The organism is Paenibacillus tuaregi, from assembly GCF_900086655.1.
GTDB classification, from domain to species: Bacteria; Bacillota; Bacilli; order Paenibacillales; family Paenibacillaceae; genus Fontibacillus; species Fontibacillus tuaregi.
This window is the reverse complement of the sequence record NZ_LT575476.1, coordinates 4,946,761-4,965,743: the sequence shown is the minus strand read 5'-3', so window position 1 is coordinate 4,965,743 and position 18,983 is coordinate 4,946,761. Positions and strand designations below refer to the sequence as shown.

The window sequence follows — 18,983 nt, the reverse complement described above, 5'->3', positions numbered from 1 at the left end:
CGTGGCCTATTTAATTTTTGAATTGTCGTACGTTTGGATTAAATCTCACAGTGGCAGCCTGAAGTTGGATCACAGCCCAAGAAATTCCCTTCGTTTAAGGCCGTATAACCATCAGGATGATAACCAGTACGGTTAGAACATGCACGGTTTTATTCAAGTAATTGAGCTTATGCGCAAAAGGTTCGTAGGCGGCGGGGATGTCCTCGCCGTTGTGCTGTGCAATGATCTGGCCCGCCTTCTTCATCGTGGGCTCAAGGAAAGCCAGAATAAGTATCTCAATGAGAACAAACAGAACGAGGCTGAGGTTAAGCCACATTTTGCTAAAGCCGGTCTGATCAACAATCATGAGGAGCACGCCCGTCACAAGCAGGGTGATTCCTCCAATCTTAGGGAACTTGCCCAGAGCGATGTTCATTTTATAAACGAACTTAAGCTGGCTGCTTGTCCGGGCGAAGCCGCTGATCATCGGAAGTACAAAAGCAGGTCCGATGCCAATGATGGCTGCAAGTACGTGTATAAGCACCAGCAGCTTTTCAAGTGCCTCCATAGGAGATACCCCTCCTTAATATTTTTGATATGAAACAGGGCGGGGGCTTGCCGCCTTGTTCGCCTGATTCATCTTACTCTTGTCCGTATGAATTCATGCCAAGTTCATAGTTTCTTGAGGTAGGAAGCGGGGCTTTCTATCCCCTTTCATTTTCTTGCAGTCCTCTTGAGCCAGCTTTTCCTTCTTCCTGTGGTCTTCGAGCTCTACCAGGTGGGCCGCTTACCACATGGGAAAGAAAGCATTGAGGCAGGGGTGGCGTTGGCCAGGTGCTTGGATGGGTGTAGGTGTGAACCATGTGTTCATATTCTGCTTTCTATGCACCGACGGGCCTTCATGGACCGGCGGACGGCATCGTATAGAAGGAACCTGCTGGATGGCAGGGGATAAGCTGTCATGAACCCTATCTTGTCCGCATACCTATTTCTGTAGGGAAAGCCAAACTTCTGATTTGCGGACATGGGGGAATGAGGAATGCATGAAGCAGCCGAGCGGCTGGGGGAACTGGCCACCATTGTCATGATGGCGGTCGCTCTGGGAATGGATGCTTTTTCTCTGGGCATAGGGATCGGCATGAGAGGGGTTCGTCTGCGTGAGGTGCTGCGGATCAGTTCGGTCATTGCCTTGTTTCATATTCTGATGCCCTTGCTGGGCATCTTCACTGGTGAATACTTAGGCATGCTGCTTGGACAGGTGGCCAGCTATGTCTCAGGCGGTTTGCTCATCCTGCTCGGCTTGCATATGATCATAAGCTCCATACGCGGCGGGGGAACCGAAGTAGTGAACATACGCAGTTTTTTGGGCATGCTGTTATTTGCGATGAGTGTCAGCGTGGACTCCTTTTCGGTTGGGGTTTCCCTTGGCCTATTTCACAGTGATCTCGTAATTACGGTGTTGGCTTTTGGCTTTTTTGGTGGAGTGATGTCTGTACTGGGTCTGCTGCTCGGCCGCAGGGTCAGCCACAGTCTGGGGGATTACGGGGAGGCGGCAGGCGGAGCGGTCCTGCTGGCATTTGGACTGATGTTTATCTTTTGATACAATAAAGGGACTATGGCGCATAAGCCAGTCAGTTTCCGGAGGTGAAGGCACAGATGCGGATTTTGTTTGTATGTACAGGGAATACGTGCCGCAGCCCCATGGCTGAAGGCATGCTTCGCAAGCTTGCGAAGGAGCGCGGGCTTGACGTGGAGGTAAGGTCAGCCGGAGTCGCTGCTGCGGAAGGTATTCAGATTTCTTATCATGCGGAAGGGGTTCTGCGTGATCATGAGATTCATGACCGGATTACCTCAACGCCGCTGCGGGCGGAGCTTACCGAATGGGCTGATCTGATTCTTACGCTTACCCAAGGGCATAAACGCCAGGTTATTCAGGTGTTCCCGGATGCTGCGGGCAAGACCTACACGCTTAAAGAATACGTGGAAGATGATGAACGGGTACTTGAAGATTTGAAGGAGCTGGACAGCCTGCTCGCGGCAAGGGAACTGAATATGTCGCTTGGACAGCCGTTTAGCGAAGCCGATGCCGAGCGAATTATTGAGCTTCGGCAGCGTATCCCGGTCTATGATATTTCTGATCCGTTCGGCGGATCACGGGAGGATTACGACCGGACGGCCGCAGAGATTCGCACGGCACTGGACAAGCTGCTGGACATGTTGAAGCGGGATGGATCGCAGTAATTTGGCTTGCAAATCAGGCCGGGTTGCTATATGATGAAAGTGAAAATTGCAGATCCGGTGTGACTGGCGACGAGAGTGGGCGATAAACCACGATGGAGCATCGGAGTATACGGCCGGTCGCCTGGGCAAAAGAGCACACGCATTCCTTGGGATGCGTACTGCTCTTTTTTTCGTTCCGTCTTTCGATTTCTTGTCGGATTTTAGGTATAATAAGTCTTTGTGGAGCGGTGATTCTTCAAGTTCCCGCTAGGTGAACGGTTTGTCTTCTGCCTGAAGCATGAGCTTCTTATGCCTGACTGAAATGGGAGGAATGTGAGAATGAATAAAGGCAATGGGGAATTGGAACTATCCATACGTGAGCAGGCCGCTGTTGTGTTGAAGGATCTGGCCGAAGCCGCGAAGCTCGGGCCGGGTAAAGTCGTGGTGCTTGGAGTCAGCACCAGTGAGGTTGCGGGCAGCCGGATTGGCACAAATGGTGCGGAATCCATCGCTGCCGAGCTTTATGAAGGTCTGGAGCAGGTCCGTTCTGCCTATGGTTTTAATCTTGTCTTTCAATGCTGTGAGCATCTCAACCGCGCCCTGGTGATGGAACGCGAGCTGCTGGAGCGTCTAAACCTCACGGAAGTCAGCGCTGTGCCTGTTCCCAAGGCAGGAGGCTCTATGGCTGCAGGAGCATACCGCCGTCTTAAGGCCCCTTGTCTCGCGGAGACGATCGAGGCTGATGCCGGCCTTGATATCGGTGAGACCTTGATCGGGATGCACCTGCGCAGGGTGGCTGTTCCATACCGGCCACAGGTCCGCTATATCGGGAAGGCCAGGGTGAACGCCGCTTGGAGCAGGCCGAAGCTGATCGGCGGGGAAAGAGCCGTCTATGTTCTGCCTCAGGTGCAGGACAATGGTTTATGTGATTGATTTGTGGTTCGTTGTGATTTGTTGTGATTGATGAAACAACCAAATAGATTGTGGGAGGATGAAGGAACATGGAATATTTGAAGAAGCAGGACCCGGCAGTACTGGAAGCTATGAATCTGGAGTTGAAACGTCAGCGCAACAACATTGAGCTGATCGCCTCCGAGAACATTGTGAGCGAAGCGGTTATGGAAGCTATGGGCTCCGTGCTGACAAACAAATATGCGGAAGGCTACCCAGGCAAACGCTATTACGGCGGCTGCGAGCACGTGGATATCGTAGAGGATATTGCCCGTGACCGCGCTAAGGAACTGTTTGGCGCTGAACATGCCAATGTACAGCCTCACTCTGGAGCTCAGGCGAACATGGCTGTCTATTTGGCCGCTTTGAAACCTGGGGATACCGTTCTTGGGATGAACCTGGCCCATGGTGGACACTTGACCCACGGCAGCCCGGTTAATGCTTCCGGTCTCATGTATAACTTTGTTGCTTATGGTGTTCAGGAAGATTCCTTCACGATTGATTACAATGAACTGCGTAAGCTAGCATTCAAGCACCGCCCTCGTATGATCGTTGCCGGTGCCAGCGCATATCCGCGCATCATTGACTTCGAAGCGATTGCGTCCATTGCGAATGATGTAGGAGCCCTGTTCTTCGTAGATATGGCGCATATCGCAGGCCTGGTTGCTGCCGGACTTCATCCAAGTCCAGTGCCTCACGCCCATTTTGTAACCACGACTACACATAAGACGCTTCGCGGTCCTCGCGGAGGGCTGATTCTATGTAAGAAGCCTTGGGCACAAGCGATTGACAAAGCGGTATTTCCTGGGATTCAGGGCGGGCCTCTAATGCATGTGATTGCTTCCAAAGCCGTGGCTCTTGGTGAAGCACTGCAGCCTTCCTTCAAGACCTATGCCGAGAATGTAATCAAGAATGCCAAGAGACTGGCTGAGACTTTGGTGGAAGAAGGCCTCAACCTTGTTTCCGGCGGAACGGACAACCACCTGATGCTGATCGACACCCGCAACTTGAACATTACCGGTAAAGATGCTGAGCATGTTCTGGACTCTATCGGAATTACGGTGAACAAGAATGCGATTCCGTTCGATCCAACCAGCCCGTTTGTGACCAGCGGCATCCGTCTGGGTACGCCTGCGGCGACCTCCCGTGGCATGGATGAGGAAGCAATGATTGAAATCGGACGCATTATTGCGATGACATTGAAGGCTCCTCAGGACAATGCGGTTCTGGATCAGGCCCGTACCCGCGTGGTGGCCCTGACTGACCGTTACCCTCTGTACCCGGAAATGAAATACGAATAAGAGCATTAGCGGACATAAGGCTCCTGTGCAGGATTGCACAGGGGCCTTTATTGTATGTCATGATTTAAATAGGGTGATGGTATCACCTGGGAGATGTTTGGCAATAATGCAATTGATTTTGGCTTAGGCTGGGTGGCATGTCTGGAATTAGGGGAATTGAAGGTGAAAATGGCTAAGGGGAGTGATATAATAAACAGGATTTGGCCGAGGTATGCAGGGATTGAACACATCTGCTGATCATTCTTTCTGCATGAATGGACAGGCCATAATGGATAACAAGAAGTAACCTGACCGGAGGGACCAACATGGGAAAATTGGTGATATGTGATCACCCCTTGATTCAACACAAATTGACATTTATCCGTGACATGAGAACGAACACGAAGGATTTCCGCGAATTGGTAGACGAAGTAGCCACTTTGATGGCTTATGAGATTACGAGAGAGGTGCCGCTTGAATCGATCACGGTTCAGACGCCGGTGGCCGAGACCGAAGCGAAAGTGATATCCGGGCGTATGCTGGGACTCATTCCCATTCTGCGTGCAGGACTTGGGATGCTGGATGGCGTACTCAAGCTGCTTCCCGCGGCTAAAGTGGGTCATGTAGGCTTGTTTCGGGACCCGGAGACGCTTCAGCCGGTGGAATACTACGTTAAGCTTCCTACAGATGTTCAGGAACGTGAGTTGATCGTGATTGATCCGATGCTGGCAACCGGGGGCTCCGCAATTGCTGCGATTGAATCGCTCAAGAACCGGGGCTGCACCCAGATCAAGATGATGAATTTGATTGCGGCACCGGAAGGCGTCAAGGCTGTTCAGGAAGCCCATCCCGATGTGGATATCTACGTGGCGGCTCTGGATGAGCGCTTGGACGACCATGGTTACATCATTCCGGGGCTTGGCGATGCGGGGGACCGCTTGTACGGAACCAAGTAGCCGGCTTTTAGACAGCCTGCACGCGGCTTCTGTGAAGCTAGCCATTTGGGTGGGGCGGGCGGTCCCTGAAGAAGGGGATTGGAATCGTGTCCCGAAAAATCAGACATTAGTTGGCCATTATACATCAAGATTTCGCCCTTTAGGGTCCGGGTACGAACGTTCCAGTTTATCCACGGATGAGCTTGGACTTCTTCGGATAGCCCGCGGTGCGGCTTTTGTTCAGGGAAATAGAAAGGGGTTACTGTTTTGACTAAAAAGATAAAAGTAATGACGATTTTTGGCGTGAGACCGGAGGCCATTAAGATGGCTCCTTTAATTCTGGAGCTTCAGAAGCATCCGGAGCAGATTGAATCTGTGGTATGCGTTACAGCACAGCACAGAGAGATGCTGGACCAAGTGCTTGAAGTATTCAAGATTGTGCCGGATTATGATCTAAACGTAATGAAAGAGCGTCAGACCTTGAACGAGGTGACGATCCGGGTGCTGCAGGGTCTGGAAGAGGTACTCAGCCAGGCTAAGCCGGATATAGTGCTGGTGCATGGGGATACTCTTACGACCTTCCTGGCCAGCTATGCGGCATTCCTGCAGCAAATCCAGGTGGGTCACGTGGAAGCCGGACTCCGCACTTGGAACAAATTGTCCCCTTACCCGGAAGAGATGAACCGACAGCTTACCGGAGTACTTGCGGATATGCATTTTGCGCCGACGGAATGGTCTGCGGATAATCTTCGCAAAGAGAATAAGAAGGAATCAACCATTTATGTCACAGGCAATACGGTGACAGATGTGTTTCAATATACCGTGAAGTCGGATTATACACATCCGGTTCTAGACTGGGCTGCAGGTAAGAGACTGATCCTCATGACTGCACACCGGAGGGAGTCCCAGGGTGAGCCGCACCGTAACATATTCCATGCTGTTCGGAGAATTGCAGATGAGTTCGAGGATATCGCGATCGTATATCCTGTGCATCCTAGCCCTGCGGTAAGGGAGCCTGCTTATGAAATTCTCGGGGGCCACCCGCGAATCAAGCTGATTGATCCGCTGGATGTGGTGGATTTCCATAACATCTATCCTCATACACACCTCATCTTAACCGACTCAGGTGGTATGCAGGAGGAGGCGCCATCCTTTGGTGTGCCGGTGCTTGTTCTTCGTGATACTACGGAGCGTCCAGAGGGAGTTGAGGCTGGAACTTTGGAACTCGTAGGTACGGATGAAGAGAAAGTTTACGAACGGACAAGAACACTTTTGACAGATACAGCTGTCTATGAATCCATGAGCCGGGCGGCCAACCCATACGGAGATGGGAAGGCTTCAGAGCGAATCGTCAATGCGATTTGTCACCATTTTGGACTAAATGAAGAACGGCCTGACAAATTTCACACAAAGTTCACAAATTAACATCTGAGCCAGAATGAGTGAGAAATAGACAGCATACAGTTATACTGTACGCTTTGGTGGTTGTCAGAGTCGAATTTTTTATACTTCGCGCTTTAAAGCACGAAAGATTTCTTCGTTGACAAAGGTTCACTGATTTCAGTAAAATAAACTGGGATTATAAGGTGGGTTGAAGTATGACTAAACCTCTGAAAAGCCCAAGGAAATCAAGCGATTCAGACTCTGACAAACCGGCTCGTACCGGGAGCGTCCTCAAAGCTGCAGGTCTTGTGTCCGCGATTGGAATTGACATTGCTGTATGCACGGTTGCCGGGTATTATCTGGGCAGTTGGTGGGATAGTTTTGGCAGCGGTTCCGCAACCGGTATCCGCACCGGAATTGGCGTGCTGGTTGGCGTCGTTATCGGCATGGTCAGTGTCATATTCCTCATCAAAAAGGTCATGGAGGACAGCGATGGATGAACTGCGGGTATACCGTAGAGTGCTGAAGGTGGCGACCTACTCTGTCCTTGCCCTCTGCTTCATAGCAGCGGCATTGGTAGGGTCATATAAGTCGATTCCGCTCGGAATTGCACTTGGAGTTGTCGTCAGCTATGTTAACGCCAACTATTTGGCATTCAAGGTTCGACGTTTTATGGATGGAATTACAGGCCAGGAGAAACGACGGCCGGGACTTGGATTCTTCACCCGTGCCGCCTTGGCTTTGGCAGCTGCCATGATAGCCTATAAAAAACCGGAGATGTTCAATATGTTTGCGGTTGTTGGCGGATTGGTCTTCTCACAGTTCCTTCTACTATTTGCAGGTCTTATTCAGTCTAGAAAGGAAGAAGATGACGCGTCTGAGAAAGGGGTGAAAAAACATGCATGAATCACCAATTATTAAGTTGGGCGGACTGCGCATTGACCTTTCTGTTGTTCTTATGCTAGTTGTCACCTGCGCTATTGTTTTTATCCTTGCTAAACTCGCAACACGCAAACTGTCCGTGGAGAACCCAAGCAAGATACAGAACTTCATGGAATGGGTGATAGAGTTTGTACAAGCTCAGATCTCTAGCGCCATGGACTTCAAGAAGGGTAAGCCTTTCCTTGCTCTCGGCGTCACGATGATCATGTTCATCTTTGTAGGGAACATGCTCGGACTGATCTTCGGGGTTGTGACCGAATACGATAATAAGGATGCAGCTACGGTCTTCGGCCAGCCTATCGTTTCGGTTACTGAGAAGCTGGATACACTTCACGCGAAAGGCGAAGCTCATCCGCACGCTGAAGTAGCGTGGTGGAAATCGCCAACAGCGGATATTGGGGTAACCATGGGTCTGGCACTCCTGGTATTTGTCATTGTACATTACCTGGGGGCTGTGAAGAATACGAAGGCTTATTTCAAACACTACTTCCAGCCTTATCCGGTTTTCTTCCCGATCAACCTGATTGAGCAGTTTTCCAAGCTGCTGACGCACGGGATCCGTCTATACGCCAACATTTTCGCCGGTGAGGTTCTGATCGGTGTCATTATGGGGCTGGCGTCATCCAGTGTTGTCGGAGCCGTCCTGTCGGTACCGCTTCTGATGGCTTGGCAGGGTTTCAGTATATTTATCGGTGCGATCCAGGCGTTTATCTTCGTCGTACTGATGATGGTGTATATCTCGCAAACTGTGGATATGCATCACGAGGAGCATTAACACACAAGTTTGAACTTCAAGCTTGAACGATATTACTAAACAATCACAAATTTTGAGGAGGATTCACACATGGAAGGAATGGCATTATTAGCAGCAGGTATCGTAGCAGGTCTGGGCGCACTTGGCGCAGGTATTGGTAACGGTCTTTTGATCAGTAAAACAGTTGAAGGTGTTGCTCGTCAGCCGGAATCTAAGTCCACTCTTCAAACTCTGATGTTCCTTGGAGTAGGTCTGATCGAGGTTATGCCGATCATCGGCGTGGTACTTGCGTTTATGTTCTACGGTAAAGCTTCATAATTAATGTACGACCCAAAGCTTGGCGGGGAAGGCGAAGTCCATCTGCCGCCTTCTTTATTCTTGAATAGCCCTGTGAAATGGGTCTGCCCGAGATGATCGACGCTTTTGGAAAGGAGTGACGAGGTTGAATTTCGTATGGGAATCTACAGTAATTACATTAATCGCTTTTTTAATCCTGTACTGGCTGCTTAGCAAATATGCATTTGGTCCCTTGTTCTCCATTATGGAGAAGCGCCGTGAGCTGGTACGTCAGCAGTTGGACGAAGCCAAAGCCACACGCGAACAAGCAACAGCTTATGTTGAGGAACAAAAGCAAGCTCTTCAGCAAGCGCGTCAGGATGCTTACGATATCATCGAACAATCCAAGCAAACCAGCAGCAAGCAAGCCGCTCAAATTGTGGAGCTTGCCAAGAACGAAGCTACTCGTCTGAAAGAAGACGCTGTGCGTGAAATTCAGAACGAGAAGAACAATGCGGTTGAACAGCTTCGCAGTGAAGTGGGTGTCGCTTCTGTCAAGATTGCTTCCAAGCTGATTGGCAAAGAAGTGAAAGAAGACAGCGTACAAGGCGAGCTGGTTGATCAGTACCTTAAAGAAGTCGGTGGCAGATCATGAGCCGCGAAACAGTTGTAGCCAGACGGTATGCTAAGGCGCTCTACGAAGCTGCCGCACAGGATGGCCGCACGCTCGAGACGGAACAAGAGCTGACCGCAGCAGTAACAGCTCTTACTTCTGACAAGGATGTTATGAATTTTATTGCCTCTCCTAATATTTCAGAAGAAGTTAAGTGGAATATTATCAGCGGCAGTCTTGAGGGCAAAATGTCCCAAACGGTTATTTCCGCTCTGAAGCTGGTGATTGAACGCGGCAGAGTAGATATCCTGCAGGATATGCTGAATAGCTATACGAAGATTTCCAGCGATGCGCTGGGCATTGCCAATGCGGTAGTATACACTACTTACCCTCTGAATGAGCAGGAGCAGCAGCAGGTTGCCCAGGAGTTTGGAGATTTGGTTCATAAGAAGATTCGTGTGAATAACGTGATTGATAAAGATTTGCTCGGCGGTATGAAGGTGGTCATTGGCGATACGCTGTATGACGGCAGTCTAGCGGGTAAATTGGAACGCCTTGAAAAGTCTTTTCGAAGATAAGCACTGAAGATAGGGGTGAAATTCTTGAGTATCAGACCTGAAGAGATCAGTACGCTGATCAAAAGTCAAATCGAACAATATAAAACGGATATCGAAGTAGCTGAAGTCGGAACCGTAATTCAAGTTGGTGACGGGATCGCCCGCGTTCACGGACTCGAGAATGTTATGGCTAACGAGCTGCTCGAATTTGAGAACGGCATCTTCGGCCTTGCCCTCAACCTTGAGGAAAGCAATGTGGGTGTCGTTATTTTGGGACCATACAGCGAAATTCGCGAAGGTAACCAGGTTAAACGCACAGGACAAATTATGCAGGTTCCTGCAGGCGACGCCCTGCTTGGACGCGTAGTAAATCCGCTCGGACAACCGCTCGACGGCAAAGGTCCAATTAATACTACAGAATTCCGTCCGGTAGAGAACAACGCTCCAGGCGTTATCGAGCGTAAATCGGTACATGAGCCGATGCAGACCGGGATCAAGGCGATTGATGCCATGGTACCTATCGGCCGCGGACAGCGGGAATTGATCATTGGTGACCGTCAGACAGGTAAGACTGCCGTTGCTATCGATACAATTCTTAACCAAAAGGGCAATGGCGTAAAATGTATTTACGTCGCTATCGGCCAGAAGCAATCCACGGTAGTTAACGTGGTTGAAACTCTTCGCCGCCACGGTGCCCTGGATTACACGATCGTTGTGACGGCATCTGCTTCGGATCCTTCACCGCTTCTGTATATCGCACCATATGCCGGCGTGGCTATGGCCGAGTACTTCATGTACAAAGGCGAGCACGTCCTGATCGTCTATGATGACTTGTCGAAGCAAGCTGCGGCTTATCGTGAATTGTCCCTGCTTCTTCGCCGTCCACCGGGCCGTGAGGCATTCCCTGGTGACGTATTCTATCTGCATTCCCGTCTGCTTGAGCGTGCTGCGAAGCTTAGCGATGAGCTTGGCGGCGGTTCGATTACGGCGCTGCCGTTCATCGAGACCCAAGCCTCCGACGTATCGGCATACATTCCAACCAACGTAATCTCCATCACAGATGGACAGATCTTCCTGGAGTCCGACTTGTTCTACGCAGGTCAACGCCCGGCGATCAACGTAGGTATCTCCGTATCCCGTGTCGGTGGTTCCGCTCAGATCAAAGCGATGAAGAAGGTTGCCGGATCTCTCCGTCTGGATTTGGCTCAATACCGTGAGCTTCAAGCGTTCTCCCAGTTCGGTTCGGATCTGGACAAATCCACTCAGGCGCGTCTAAACCGTGGTGCCCGCTTGATGGAAATCCTGAAGCAGGGTGTCAACCAGCCGCTTTCTGTTGAGAAACAGGTTGTCAGCTTGTACACAGCGGTAAGAGGATACCTCGATGATATCCCTGTGGCGGATGTCCGCCGCTTTGAATCCGAATTCCTGGGCTTCATTGAGAGCAATCATGCTGAAATTCTGCAATCGATCCGCGATACTAAGGATTTGACTACGGATAATGAAGCGGCTCTGAAAGAAGCTATCGAGAAGTTCAAGAAGGGCTTTGCTGTCTCTGCTTAATGTAACGAACGCCTAAGCTTTGAACACCGTGTCAAGGCTTAGGCTGCCATAATCGGTGAAATAGATTGTAATTCGGGATTTGGCCCGGGCCAAATCAAGTTAAAGCTTTCAAAGTAACTTTGGCTATGCCGAAGTTAAGCTTATGCTTACGAAGTAACTTTGGCTTCGCCAAAGTTTTAAGGTGGTGAAATCATGGCAAAAGGGATTCGCGAAATAAAACGTCAGATCAAGAGTATCCAAAGTTCTCGTCAGATCACGAAAGCGATGGAGATGGTAGCTGCATCCAAGCTTCGCAGAGCACAGGAGAAAGCCCAGGCTTCCCGTCCTTATGCGGAGAAGCTTCGCGAAGTGGTCAACGGTATAGCCGCAGGCACCAAAGGAATCTCGCATCCTATGCTGGTAACCCGCCCGGTCAAGAAAACAGCGTATATCGTTATTACCTCCGATGCTGGTCTTGCCGGCGGTTACAATGCTAACATGCTCCGTGCGGTGATGGATAAGATCAAAGCTTCTCACTCGTCCAAAGATGAGTATGGTCTGTTCGTAGTAGGCCGTAAAGGGCGCGATTACTTCAGACGGCGTGAACTTCCTGTTGTTGGCGAAGTAACCGAGCTTTCTGATTTCCCTTCATTTGCAGATATTAAGAGCTTAGCGTACGCGGCGGTTCGCAGCTTTGAAGAGGAGCAGTTTGACGAGGTCTACATCTGCTACAACAAATTCATTAACCCGCTTACCCAGATACCTACCATTAATCGCCTGCTTCCGTTTGAACAGCCTGAGGCTGCTGCATCAAGCGGAGTCAAAGCAAGTTATGAGTATGAGCCTACCCCTGAAGATGTGCTTAAGGTGCTTCTGCCGAAGTATGCGGAAACCATCATTTATGGTGCTCTTCTGGAGGGCAAGGCGAGTGAACTTGGCGCGAAAATGACAGCGATGGGTAATGCTACGAAGAATGCCAGCAAATTAATCGGTGAATTGACACTGACTTATAACCGTGCTCGTCAGGCGGCAATTACTCAGGAAATTACGGAGATTGTTGCCGGGGCGAACGCTTTGTCTTAAATCTAGTTAGGTTATAATGACCGTTTGCGAGGATGACACTGCACCCTAAGCTGCAGTTCTGGCAAACGTTGAGGAGGGAAACAAGAAAGATGAGTAAAGGACGCGTTGTCAGCATTACGGGTCCGGTTGTCGACGTTGAATTTGAACGTGGTCACCTTCCCGAGATTTTTAATGCTATTAAAATTGATAAAAAGGATCAAAACGGAAACGTAGAAAGACTGATCCTTGAAGTATCCAACCATCTTGGTGATAACCAGGTTCGTTGTATCGCGATGTCCTCCACGGATGGTCTTGTACGCGGAACCGAGGCTGAAGACCTGGGCGCGCCAATCTCCGTACCTGTAGGAGAAGCTACTCTTGGACGTGTATTTAACGTGCTTGGAGAAACAATCGACAACAGAGGCGAAGCCGCAGCAGCGTTGAAGAATCCAATTCACCGCCGCCCGCCAGCTTATGATGAATTGTCTACTCAATCTGAAGTCCTAGAGACCGGGATTAAAGTTATCGACTTGCTTGCACCGTACGCAAAAGGCGGTAAAGTCGGCCTGTTCGGTGGTGCCGGTGTAGGTAAGACCGTTATGATTCAGGAACTTATCAATAACATTGCCCAAGAGCATGGCGGTATCTCCGTATTTGCCGGGGTAGGCGAGCGTACCCGTGAGGGTAATGACTTGTACCATGAAATGACCGATTCCGGCGTTATCGGCAAGACGGCCATGGTGTTCGGACAGATGAACGAGCCGCCAGGCGCACGTCTTCGCGTAGCGTTGACGGGTTTGACCATGGCTGAGTACTTCCGCGATGAAGAAGGCAAGGACGTACTTCTGTTCGTCGATAACATCTTCCGTTTCACGCAAGCTGGATCTGAGGTATCCGCCCTTCTTGGACGTATGCCATCCGCGGTTGGTTACCAGCCGACACTTGCTACAGAAATGGGTCAGCTTCAGGAGCGTATTACTTCCACGAAGAAGGGTTCCGTTACATCCATTCAGGCGATCTACGTTCCTGCGGATGATTATACTGACCCGGCTCCGGCAACTACGTTTGCGCACTTGGATGCAACAACGAACTTGGAGCGTAAAATCTCCGAGATGGGTATCTACCCAGCGGTAGACCCGCTGGCTTCCAGTTCCCGTATTCTAGCCCCTGAAATTGTAGGGGAAGAGCACTACAATGTAGCTCAAGAAGTTAAACGAATTCTTGCCCGTTATAAAGAGTTGCAGGATATTATCGCGATCCTTGGTATGGATGAGCTGAGTGAGGATGACAAGCTGATCGTAGCTCGTGCCCGCAGAATTCAGCGCTTCCTGTCCCAGCCGTTCCACGTTGCCGAGGCATTCAACGGTATTCCTGGTAAATACGTGCCTGTAGCTGATACTGTGCGCAGCTTCAGAGAAATTCTGGACGGCAAGCACGATGATCTTCCAGAAGCAGCCTTCTTGTTCGTAGGAACTATTGAGGAAGCTGTGGAGAAAGCGAAGACTCTGTAAGACATCAGCCATCCTGCCGAAAGGCTAGGGTTGTGAGCCAGGTTCCCCGAGCAGGGGAACCTGGCAGTGTAATAGGTAGATGGCTCTCCTTTGGATAGCTGGCTTATGTTTACGAAGCAAGCTATCCTACTTAAGGAAAACATGGGAATTGTTTCGAAGATAGCTACCCTTTGGGTAGCTAAAGCCTATGCTTACGAAGTAGTTTTCCTATTCAGGGAAAACTAAGCAGTGCTTACGAAGATAGCTATCCTTTGGATAGCTTTTAGGAGGGTTGCAAGTGAGCACCTTTTTATTGGAAATCGTTACGCCTGAGCGCGTTGTGTTCTCGGAACAGGTGGAGAGCCTTAGTGTACGCGGGGAAGAAGGGGAGCTCGGAATCCTTCCAGGGCACATTCCTTTTGTTACACCGCTTAAGGTAGCTCCGATCAAGGTAAAAACCGGGAAGAAGTCTTCAATCCTAGCCGTACACGGCGGGTTTGTTGAGGTGCAGAAGGATAAAGTCATCCTTCTGGCGGAGAGCGCAGAAGCACCGAATGACATTGATGTTGAACGTGCGAAAGCTGCGAAGGAGCGTGCTGAACGGCGTCTGAACGCGCATGGCAACCAGGATATGGTCGACCATCGTCGGGCAGAGCTTGCCTTGCAAAGAGCAATTACGCGGATCAATGTCTCCTCTCGGAGCAAAGAATAGCATTGAAGTAAGAAGGGGCAATCCCAGGGAAGAACTCCCTGGGATTGCCCCTTTTTTTCTTGTTTAAACTGATAGTAATAGAATGATCACTGTCAATCGTTTATTTTACGGCGGTTAAGAGGAGACTATTCAGGGGGGAATAAGCTCACGGACATTATTATATAAGATAAGTAAGAAAATGATTGAGTGAGTAACAGATAAGTTTCTAAAGCCAGGAAGTTGAAAAAATGGTCTACTGAGGATTCAGTTTACGATTTTGTAAGTAACAACTGACATAATCATTGATCATTTAGCAAGTAATACAGTTCATAAGGTGATAGAGAAAGCAAACAGGCAAGGAAGCAAGGGAATAGGAATGCCTGCAAGACTGTAAGACTGTATAATGTAAGACTGTAAGGCTGGTAAGCCTCCCGGTCTTACCAAGAAACTCTGCTGTGGATAAGAGCCTTGGCTTGGGAGATAAGACTCGAATCCAGGGTGCTGAGAATTTGATTGTCCATTCGTACACCAGATCCTATATGAATCTCAGACAGCCCGGTAGACTGAAGAAACTGGGGGAGTGCCTCCAATCCAATACCCGCCCCGGCAATAATAGTTAAAGTCCCGAGCTCGGCCGCCAACTGATTCAGCTCGCGCAAAGTGTCCTGGGCCAAGAGAGCCGAAGGTTTCCCGCCAGAGGTTAAGACATGAGTTACCTGTGGGTATTTGCTCAAAGTGCGAAGGGCTTCCTGCTGGTCACGGACTTCATCAATAGCTCTATGGAAAGTCACCGGCAGACCGTCTGCTGCGTCAATAAACCGGGCAAGAAGGTCTTCATCCACTTTTTTATCTGGAGTAAGGGCACCAAATACAAGACCATCAATTCCTTTGCGCCTGAACGTTCTTGCATCCTTTAGAATAGTGTGAATGTCGTCAGCATCATAATGAAAATGACGGCTGTGCGGGCGTACCATAACCCGCATATCTATACTGCTGTGTTCTCTAATTTCTTCAACCAGCCCCAGGCTTGGTGTTAATCCTCCTTCTGCAGGAGCTGTAATCACCTCAATCCGGTCCGCTCCAGCGGCTTGGGCGATTTTAGAATCAGCAAGCGTATATGTAATCACTTCGAGTTTCATGTGTATTCCTCCATCAGGTAATATCCGGGGTCAATGATGCCCTGTTTATATAGCGTAATGATAAAGAAAAAATGTTTCAAGCTGATCTTATCTAATTGAATCGCTTACATATGGAAAAATAAGAAATTGTATATAAAAAGCTGGATTATTAGCGGCTTGGCAAGTATGATATAGAAGGTCTTTATTTTTGTAAAATAATCGATCTATAGTTTATTCTATGTATTACCGATATAATTTATTGGGTGATTAACCGATTGACATGAACCCGCATAAATTATAAGCATGCCCAAGGAGGAGTCCTGTTGTGGATTCAAGCACAGTGAGCCAATTGCCCTCAACAATTGCAGTAAGCGGTCTGGCCGCGATCATTGTATCTTTGGTTTGTATTGCCGTTGCCTGGTGGGCTCTGCAGAACCTCAAGCTTGACTTGATCGTTCGCAATCCCAAGGGACCTCAAGGCAAGCTGCTACAGCTCTTGTTAGCTGTGGTTTTGGGACATTTTGTATCCTCGTTCATCCTTGATTATTGGGGATATACACGGATGCTCAAGTACATGTTTTAATGTTTAAACGAATGGTTATATCTCTGTTAGGTAACTCGAACGCCTTGGTAATGTCGAATAACATCGAATCATTGTGTCAACACTGGAAATAAGGATTTTATGCTCCGTTAATATTTATCCCCGCATGGTAATCGGCCTTGCCTCGTACTATGCCCTTCTCGAAAAGGATCGGGTACTGACCCGAGGATAAATTTCCTTGGTCCAAGACAAAACTTCCTTCGGCAGGCACTCAGCTTGGTGGAAGTATAGAATTCGACACAAACTTATGTAAACAAATCTTGAGCCATGTAAATAAACCATGTTATTATGAAACTTAGTGAATTAGCGGGATGCTTTTTTTCAGATGTTGAGAAAAAGAGAAAATGAACGCGCGGAGGGAACCAAGATGAGCAAATTTATCGTCCGCGGTGGCAATGTGCTGACGGGGACCGTCAAAGTCAGCGGAGCTAAGAACTCAGTGCTGCCCATAATCGCAGCTTCTCTGTTGGGAGAAGAAGGGGTTAGCATTATTCGGGATGCACCACCACTTGATGATGTGATGACGATTAATAAAGTATTGGAATATCTAGGAGCCGGTGTTACATACGAGCAGGAAGTGATCACGGTAGATGCACAAAATCTCGTATCCTGTGAAGCTCCCTATGAGTGGGTACGCAAAATGCGGGCATCATTCCTGGTCATGGGACCCCTGCTTACACGCATGGGACATACACGGATCTCTCTCCCAGGCGGTTGCGCCATTGGGACTAGACCGATCGATCAACACCTTAAAGGGTTTGAAGCTATGGGGGCCGAAATTAATCTGGGCCAGGGCTACATCGAGGCGAGATCCGAAGGCAGACTCCGCGGCGCGAAAATTTATTTGGATGTGGCCAGTGTAGGTGCAACTGAGAATATAATGATGGCGGCAACTCTTGCCGAAGGTACAACCATTATCGAAAATGCGGCGAAAGAGCCGGAAATTGTCGATTTGGCGAATTACCTGACAAGTATGGGGGCGGTGATCCGCGGTGCGGGAACCGGTATCATTCGTATTGAAGGTGTTGAGAAGCTGCGCGGCGTAGAACATACTGTAATTCCTGACCGTGTTGAGGCTGGAACGTATATGATCGCTGCGGCTATCACAGGTGGGGATGTTTTTGTAGAGGGTGCGATCGCAGATCATCTTGGCCCCGTCATCTCCAAGCTTGAGGAAATGGGAGTTGTGGTGGACGTACAAGAGAACGGGGTACGTGTTACCGCGAATAAATCTTTGCGTTCTGTAGATGTAAAGACTCTGCCTTATCCAGGCTTCCCGACTGACATGCAGTCTCAAATGATGGCTCTTCTGCTTAAAGCAGAGGGAACGAGTGTGGTGGCTGAAACCGTATTTGAGAACCGCTTCATGCATGTGGAGCAATTCGCTCTGATGAATGCGGAGATTAAAGTGGAAGGCCGCAGCGCGATCGTAACTGGGGGTGCCAACCTGAAAGGTGCCAAAGTGTGTGCAACTGACCTTCGTGCAGGAGCCGCACTGATCATTGCTGGGTTGGTCGCCGAAGGTACAACAGAAGTAAGCGGCACGCATCATATTGACCGCGGTTATGTGAATCTGGCTGAGAAGCTGCAGGGACTCGGCGCCAATATCTGGCGTGTCTCGGAAGCTGCGGAAAGCGAGAAGGCACAAGTTGTTCAGGAAGATCTGAGCGTGTTCAAGATTCAACCAAGTTTGGCCTAATTATTTATGATGATTTAAAGACAAGGGCTCCTGCCGTAAGGTGGGGGTCCTTTTTTTGTAAGCATGCCACACCGCGTGCTGGTAGCTTTTCAATGGGAGGGGGATAAATGACTCTGGTCAAAATGATAAGTTTACCGGGTTGTTATAGACAATCGATAGACTTAAAGCAGCCACCATTTTCAGTTTTGGCTTGTTTAAGGGTTCTACCCCATCATCAAAACTCATATCTATAAGTATAGTGACAAAAAGATATAACGAGGAAAAGCTAGAGTGCTCTGAACATGAACAGAGCAAACGGCGGATGATGGAGGTAACCGAAAAGATGAGAGACAACAGAGCATCGATTAAAGTGATCCTAACTCCGGAGGATTCTACAGCAGGTAGGACTCCGTCCGAAATAAAGCCACCACGTGAGACCATCCCGCTGTCGTTGAAGGCTCCTGTTGCTGAGGGACAGATTGCTGAAAAAACCGGGCATTCGGGGAACTCGCAAGTCAGTGGGTCTACAAAGGTTCAGAAGGGCAGGTCTGCACAGTCCCGCTCTTCCCTATCCTTAGTGCCTGGCCCAGCGGAGAAAAGCCGGCAGACAGTAAGTGATGCTGCAGTAAAGTCCTCCCCGCAGAGCGGTTATGGCACCGAGAGAAGTGAATCAGTCAGTGGCAATGAAACAGGTGTATCCATACAAAAGCAAGTCCAGGCGGATTGGGCTCACAGAGCAATTACTGACCCTAGAGTAGGCGCTAGCGAACCACAGCCCGCCTATCAGGCGGATGAAGAGGGGGCGTCCGAGGCCGGCGGTCCTACGGTAAGCGCCCGAACGCCGCACGGTGCCACGTCCACGGCGCCGCTTGCGTCAGCTTGGCGCAAGCCTGCGAGCGCGCCAACCGTGGGCC

At 49.6% G+C, this 18,983-nt stretch carries 21 protein-coding genes and 1 riboswitch; of the genes, 19 read left to right on the top strand and 2 right to left on the bottom strand.

Annotated elements, in window-relative coordinates; translation table 11 throughout:
- Positions 1-94 precede the first annotated feature (94 nt).
- The gene (locus BN6628_RS22310; RefSeq protein WP_068620699.1) at positions 95-547 is read right to left on the bottom strand and encodes a DUF2269 family protein; all 453 of its coding nucleotides are present in this window, start codon (positions 545-547) and stop codon (positions 95-97) included.
- Between the two features lie 471 nt (positions 548-1,018).
- Here BN6628_RS22310 and BN6628_RS22305 point away from each other — a divergent pair, with 471 nt between their 5' ends.
- From BN6628_RS22305 to BN6628_RS22230, 16 genes are all read left to right on the top strand, one after another.
- A complete protein-coding gene (locus tag BN6628_RS22305) occupies positions 1,019-1,579 on the top strand; it encodes a manganese efflux pump MntP (protein ID WP_068620697.1) in 561 nt (186 codons plus the stop codon).
- A gap of 56 nt (positions 1,580-1,635) precedes the next feature.
- On the top strand, positions 1,636-2,220 hold the full coding sequence (locus BN6628_RS22300; RefSeq protein WP_068620695.1) for a low molecular weight protein arginine phosphatase: 585 nt from the start codon (positions 1,636-1,638) through the stop codon (positions 2,218-2,220).
- Positions 2,221-2,269: 49 nt separating this feature from the next.
- Positions 2,270-2,354: riboswitch (ZMP/ZTP riboswitch) on the top strand.
- A gap of 184 nt (positions 2,355-2,538) precedes the next feature.
- The gene (locus BN6628_RS22295) at positions 2,539-3,132 is read left to right on the top strand and encodes a TIGR01440 family protein (RefSeq protein ID WP_068620693.1); all 594 of its coding nucleotides are present in this window, start codon (positions 2,539-2,541) and stop codon (positions 3,130-3,132) included.
- Between the two features lie 68 nt (positions 3,133-3,200).
- Positions 3,201-4,451, top strand: coding sequence for a serine hydroxymethyltransferase (gene glyA, locus BN6628_RS22290; RefSeq protein WP_068620691.1), 1,251 nt, complete (start codon positions 3,201-3,203; stop codon positions 4,449-4,451).
- A 305-nt stretch (positions 4,452-4,756) separates the two neighbouring features.
- The gene (gene upp / locus BN6628_RS22285; protein ID WP_068620689.1) at positions 4,757-5,386 is read left to right on the top strand and encodes a uracil phosphoribosyltransferase; all 630 of its coding nucleotides are present in this window, start codon (positions 4,757-4,759) and stop codon (positions 5,384-5,386) included.
- A 267-nt stretch (positions 5,387-5,653) separates the two neighbouring features.
- Complete coding sequence (gene wecB / locus BN6628_RS22280) at positions 5,654-6,790, top strand: non-hydrolyzing UDP-N-acetylglucosamine 2-epimerase (RefSeq protein ID WP_068622544.1); 1,137 nt, start codon at positions 5,654-5,656, stop codon at positions 6,788-6,790.
- A 173-nt stretch (positions 6,791-6,963) separates the two neighbouring features.
- The gene (locus BN6628_RS22275; protein WP_068620687.1) at positions 6,964-7,248 is read left to right on the top strand and encodes an AtpZ/AtpI family protein; all 285 of its coding nucleotides are present in this window, start codon (positions 6,964-6,966) and stop codon (positions 7,246-7,248) included.
- Positions 7,241-7,654 carry an ATP synthase subunit I gene (locus BN6628_RS22270; protein WP_068620685.1) on the top strand — a complete coding sequence of 138 codons (414 nt, stop codon included), beginning with the start codon at positions 7,241-7,243 and terminating at the stop codon, positions 7,652-7,654. Before BN6628_RS22275 ends, BN6628_RS22270 begins: the two co-directional genes overlap by 8 nt.
- The gene (gene atpB / locus BN6628_RS22265) at positions 7,647-8,465 is read left to right on the top strand and encodes a F0F1 ATP synthase subunit A (protein ID WP_068620683.1); all 819 of its coding nucleotides are present in this window, start codon (positions 7,647-7,649) and stop codon (positions 8,463-8,465) included. The genes BN6628_RS22270 and atpB overlap by 8 nt, the downstream gene beginning before the upstream one ends.
- Positions 8,466-8,534: 69 nt before the next feature.
- Positions 8,535-8,762: a F0F1 ATP synthase subunit C gene (gene atpE, locus BN6628_RS22260; RefSeq protein ID WP_068620681.1), complete on the top strand. Its 228-nt coding sequence runs from the start codon at positions 8,535-8,537 to the stop codon at positions 8,760-8,762.
- A 124-nt stretch (positions 8,763-8,886) separates the two neighbouring features.
- Positions 8,887-9,375 carry a F0F1 ATP synthase subunit B gene (gene atpF, locus BN6628_RS22255; RefSeq protein WP_068620679.1) on the top strand — a complete coding sequence of 163 codons (489 nt, stop codon included), beginning with the start codon at positions 8,887-8,889 and terminating at the stop codon, positions 9,373-9,375.
- Positions 9,372-9,911: a F0F1 ATP synthase subunit delta gene (locus BN6628_RS22250; protein ID WP_068620677.1), complete on the top strand. Its 540-nt coding sequence runs from the start codon at positions 9,372-9,374 to the stop codon at positions 9,909-9,911. Before atpF ends, BN6628_RS22250 begins: the two co-directional genes overlap by 4 nt.
- Before the next feature lie 24 nt (positions 9,912-9,935).
- Positions 9,936-11,450: a F0F1 ATP synthase subunit alpha gene (atpA, locus tag BN6628_RS22245; RefSeq protein WP_068620675.1), complete on the top strand. Its 1,515-nt coding sequence runs from the start codon at positions 9,936-9,938 to the stop codon at positions 11,448-11,450.
- Between the two features lie 192 nt (positions 11,451-11,642).
- Positions 11,643-12,512, top strand: a complete 870-nt coding sequence (gene atpG, locus BN6628_RS22240) for an ATP synthase F1 subunit gamma (protein ID WP_068620673.1) — start codon at positions 11,643-11,645, stop codon at positions 12,510-12,512.
- An 89-nt stretch (positions 12,513-12,601) separates the two neighbouring features.
- On the top strand, positions 12,602-14,002 hold the full coding sequence (atpD, locus tag BN6628_RS22235) for a F0F1 ATP synthase subunit beta (RefSeq protein ID WP_068620671.1): 1,401 nt from the start codon (positions 12,602-12,604) through the stop codon (positions 14,000-14,002).
- Between the two features lie 277 nt (positions 14,003-14,279).
- Complete coding sequence (locus BN6628_RS22230; RefSeq protein ID WP_068620669.1) at positions 14,280-14,693, top strand: F0F1 ATP synthase subunit epsilon; 414 nt, start codon at positions 14,280-14,282, stop codon at positions 14,691-14,693.
- Between the two features lie 416 nt (positions 14,694-15,109).
- On the opposite strand, the gene BN6628_RS22225 is transcribed toward BN6628_RS22230, so the two are convergent.
- A complete protein-coding gene (locus BN6628_RS22225) occupies positions 15,110-15,811 on the bottom strand; it encodes a copper homeostasis protein CutC (protein WP_082927017.1) in 702 nt (233 codons plus the stop codon).
- 304 nt (positions 15,812-16,115) lie between these two features.
- On the opposite strand from BN6628_RS22225, the gene BN6628_RS22220 reads away from it, so the two are divergent.
- The 3 genes from BN6628_RS22220 to BN6628_RS26335 all read left to right on the top strand — a co-directional run.
- The gene (locus BN6628_RS22220; RefSeq protein ID WP_082927016.1) at positions 16,116-16,373 is read left to right on the top strand and encodes a DUF1146 family protein; all 258 of its coding nucleotides are present in this window, start codon (positions 16,116-16,118) and stop codon (positions 16,371-16,373) included.
- Between the two features lie 385 nt (positions 16,374-16,758).
- Positions 16,759-18,090: a UDP-N-acetylglucosamine 1-carboxyvinyltransferase gene (gene murA, locus BN6628_RS22215; protein WP_068620665.1), complete on the top strand. Its 1,332-nt coding sequence runs from the start codon at positions 16,759-16,761 to the stop codon at positions 18,088-18,090.
- A gap of 322 nt (positions 18,091-18,412) precedes the next feature.
- Positions 18,413-18,983 (top strand): hypothetical protein (locus tag BN6628_RS26335; RefSeq protein ID WP_162272665.1); only part of this gene is annotated, 571 nt, incomplete at its 3' end.